The organism is Candidatus Zixiibacteriota bacterium (assembly GCA_021159005.1).
Lineage (GTDB): Bacteria > Zixibacteria > MSB-5A5 > UBA10806 > 4484-95 > JAGGSN01.
The window spans coordinates 1-2,535 of record JAGGSN010000081.1 but is presented as its reverse complement, the minus strand read 5'-3'; the positions used below and the strand labels follow the sequence as shown (position 1 = coordinate 2,535).

Below are 2,535 nucleotides of genomic sequence, written 5' to 3'. Positions count from 1 at the left end.
CTAACATTTAAGCTTAAAGATAAGTTATAAGTTAATTAACAAAAGGATGGAAAAATGTTTAATAAATCTCTTGTCATAATTTTAGTTTTTGCATTTGTTTGTATTATTCAAACGCCGGCGCAAAGCCAAGAGGGAATGGGCTGCACAGATTATCAAAGGGTTTTCGCAAACAACCAATGGCAGCTTCCAGTTCAATCCCCTTCATACACCCCATGCGGCAGTTATTATGACTGGCACATCGAATTCTTAGTTTCCGGTATGGCTACTGAATGGTCGGGTGTCAGATTTAGAATAGTCGGAGCGGATTTAAATAAATTATACACAACTGAAACCCACCCTACAGGGGGACCGTATTCCTACGACGGTTCCGGCTATACGGGTTCCGGAGGAGTTGATTATTTGAGGATTGAGAATATGCCAGATTCCGATCTATCTTTCATGGGGCTAATGGAATTGGAATTGGTAAGAACCTATAATAAAACACCGAATTAAAATAAAGGATTACTCCCGCCGGGATTACCGGCGGGAGTTTAGAATGAAAAAATGAAACGACTAAATTTATTCTTAACATTGGTTTTTTCCCTTTCACTATTCGTCGGGCTGATCTACGCTGATGAAAATCAATGGTCATCCAATGGACCCTATGCCGCTCGAGTGATGACAATCGCTATTCACCCATTCGATAATAACACAATATATATAGGTACAATAGAAAATGGGATTTACAAAACTATCGATGGGGGAGCGGACTGGATATGGCTTGAAACAGGCGCGCTCGAACCGAATATGCGGGTATTGAGAATTCATCCTCTTGCGCCTGATACAATATATGCCGCCACTAATAAAGGAATATATAAGAGCACGGATGCCGGAGTTAGTTGGACACAAATGCGGCCTCCTTATTCAATAAACAATGAATATCGTACATTGGAGATCCATCCTGAAAATCCTAATATAATATTTGCCGGCACGTTAGGAGCATTATTCAAATCTGAGGATGGGGGCCAATACTGGAGAGCTTTGGATTTACCTATGGCAGCATTACGACCGGTTAGAATTGATCCGGTCAATACGAACATAATGTATGTTGGCACCGGGACAGCAGAAAATAGCAAGTCAGTATACAAAAGCGAGGATATGGGAGAAACATGGCATTGCATCCATAACGATCTTGATACCACAAGCATGGTTGAAGATATGGCTATCGATCCGGTTAACACGCAAATCATATATCTCGCCCGTTGGGATTTTTTCGAAGCTACCGGGGAATGCGTTACAAAATCTATAGATGGAGGTAATCACTGGTTTGATATTACGCCGGATAATCTCATCGACCCCCTTGTGTGGGTCGTGACCATATCCCCGATTCAAAATAATACTGTTTTTATAGGCACAAGAACAAACGGTGTCTTGAGAAGCACTGATGGCGGTGATACCTGGCAGGAAATCAATGAGGGTCTGAATTCTCGCACTATACATTCAATAGAGATAGATCCAGAGACAGGTATTATTTATATAGGAGCCTTTTTCGATGGTATCTACAGGTCGCTCGACAATGGAGATAGCTGGGAAAAGATCAGCAATCATATTCTCCAGGCTACCACTACCGATCTGGCAGTCAATTGGAGAAATTCCGATTCGGTTTATGCAGCCACCAAATGCGGTTTCTACAAATCTGCAGATGGCGGACTTAGTTGGGATTTACAGGAATTATGTTCTCCGATATACGATATTGGGACTTACAGTTTAGAAGTTGATCCGCATGATCCAAATTTTATATATGTTGGCTATTACCCTAATTATGACATCAATAATGTCTATAGGGGGGGTATTTATAGGTCTAGTGATGGCGGTTCTACCTGGCAGTCATATAATAACGGTTTGCCTTTGAATTCACCATTTTACGGAATGGCAATAGCCGATTATCAAAACGGATCTCGACGGATTTACTTAAGTTCTCGCAAAGGAGCATATTATTCCGATGACCTTGCTCAAACCTGGACCGCTTGCGGTGGGGGCATTCCCTCAAATCATGCTTTCTACTCTCTTGATGTAAGTCCGGTCAATCCCGATATAGTTTTTTTAGGAGAATGGGGCATTAATAATATGAATATTTTCAAGACTGTTGACGGAGGGACAAACTGGGAAATAACTGATAACTTTCCTCATGGCTTATTACTGAATCAAATCGTTTGCGACCCGGTAAACCAGGATATTGTTTATGTAGGTACTGGTGGAATTGATCAAGCGGGCATATTCAAATCTATGGATGGCGGCAATACTTGGCTTGACATCAATAATAACCTTCCGTATGATGAAAATTTTATTTCTGTCACGGGTATTGCAATAAACCCTTTAAATCCCAACAACCTTTTTACTAACTCACAATTCAGGGGAATTTATATTTCCAATAATGGCGGTCAATCTTGGGAGGATTTCAACCAGGGATTGCGGACTCATTACGGTAATTGTTTAACAGTTATTGACCCATCTGATACCAGTAAAATATTTTTAGCTAATTTTAATTCCGTTTGG

Annotated in this window: 2 protein-coding genes; both read left to right on the top strand. The window is 40.8% G+C overall.

Annotation, left to right across the window (positions count from 1 at the left end; translation table 11 throughout):
• Positions 1–54: 54 nt before the first annotated feature.
• On the top strand, positions 55–492 hold the full coding sequence (locus tag J7K40_05415; GenBank protein MCD6161835.1) for a hypothetical protein: 438 nt from the start codon (positions 55–57) through the stop codon (positions 490–492).
• A gap of 51 nt (positions 493–543) precedes the next feature.
• Positions 544–2,535 (top strand): hypothetical protein (locus J7K40_05410; protein ID MCD6161834.1); only part of this gene is annotated, 1,992 nt, incomplete at its 3' end.

Coding starts and splice junctions, on each gene's coding strand:
- J7K40_05415 (MCD6161835.1), top strand. CDS start 55: ATGTTTAATAAATCTCTTGTCATAATTTTAGTTTTTGCATTTGTTTGT.